Below are 1,568 nucleotides of genomic sequence, written 5' to 3' on the forward strand. Positions count from 1 at the left end.
GTAACTACTCAGGCTGAGGGAGAAGAGAGGGAGCATTGCCGGAAAAAAGTTCGACGAATGCATCCAAGATGTTGAGGTTCTGCTTTTTCAGAGTCGATAAATAACCGCGAATGTGGCAGAACTCTCTAGCCCCGTCCTCAGAACGAAAGCAGCCCGATATTTTCTGCTTCAGCTTCATCATCCGCAGGTCACGTTCGGCTTGATTGTTATCGAAAGGCACCTCAAAATCATGCACGAACCCGAGCACCGCCGCTTTATGAGTTTGCAATCGCTCCAGCAGGTTACGGGCGGCAGAGCGTTTGGGTCGGCCTCGTTTTTTGGGTTTGGTCTTGTCAGGTGGCGGTATCGGATTGAGTTCAAAGCCTTTGTCTAAAATAGCGTCGTAACGAGCATTTAAGGCCGCTAAATCCTCACCAAAGAGCGCTGCTTCCCCCTGCACCTTAAGCTGCTTCACCTGGCTGTGGATGCTCACCAATAGCACACTCAGATGAAAGGCCCACCACTGGCCTGTATGCTCCAAGGTATATTGCAACTCTCTGAGATGATGCGCATTGCATAGGAAATGCTCGCAGTCGTAGCCCTGATAGCTTCGCCAGCCATCATGCATCGCCTTGCCCCCGAACGCGGGCAGAATGCCCATCTCGTCCATAGCCAGCCGACCGCGTCTGGGATGAACGAAGTAATAGGTTAGCCCGTCTGTGGCAGCCACATGCAGCCACCACAGTTGCCGATTGACACGCAGCCCTGTTTCATCAAAGTGGACGACCTCAGCCGCCTGTATTGCTTGCCGAACTTCATCTTCAATCGGGGCTATCAACTCAGCACATTGCGTCCTGGTGTTGTACAACGTGCCTTCCGAGATGGCCACACCGACTAAGTCATTCAAGACTTCGCAGGTGCGAGCAGAAGGTAACAGCTGAGCTTCCATCAAGTAAGTCATCATCCCTTTGAGACGCGGGCCATACTGCACCACATTGCTGGCCTCGAAGGGAAAACAACCCTGCGTTTTCGTGCCACACGCTGGGCAGCTTTTCACCTCCACTTGATGCTCAGTGACTGGCAGCTCTATCGGTGGGATATCAAATACTTGACGGGCCATCACCTCGCTGGTAGCCGCTGCTGTCAGTGAACACCCACAGCCTGAACAATGATGCACGCGGTGCAGCTCGATGAACTCTGGCGTCATACTCCACTCTAGGGTCTGACCTGAATGGCCCGATTGACCCCCTGACGCTTTCTCGCGCTTACGCCGTAAGCTCCGGGTGCGCTTGCCGAATCCATCTCCGGACGGCGGTTTACTGCTATTGCGACTGTTTTTACCCAGGCGGCCCTTCAGCTCTTTGACCTCGGCTTCTAGAGCATCTAGACGACCTACCAGTTGGCTTACCAAGCTTACGACAGCCGCTTCTCCTTCGACATAAACGGCACGAATGTCGGCTTCGCTGAGCTGTTTGTTTGACTGCTGGTTACCCACGGCTGCAATACTCGCTTGCTTGGCTGATTACAACTTACCTCTCGTTTGGCTTAGTCCTGAAAAAATCTCTATTTTTTTAAGCCTGAGTAGTTAC

At 52.9% G+C, this 1,568-nt stretch carries 1 protein-coding gene; it reads right to left on the reverse strand.

What is annotated here, in order from left to right:
- Positions 1 to 4: 4 nt before the first annotated feature.
- Positions 5 to 1,474, reverse strand: coding sequence for an IS66 family transposase (tnpC, locus tag IQ241_RS25220; RefSeq protein ID WP_193912569.1), 1,470 nt, complete (start codon positions 1,472 to 1,474; stop codon positions 5 to 7).
- Between the last annotated feature and the right edge of the window lie 94 nt (positions 1,475 to 1,568).

Origin of the sequence: Vasconcelosia minhoensis LEGE 07310 (genome assembly GCF_015207255.1) — a bacterium.
GTDB lineage: Bacteria > Cyanobacteriota > Cyanobacteriia > Phormidesmidales > Phormidesmidaceae > Vasconcelosia > Vasconcelosia minhoensis.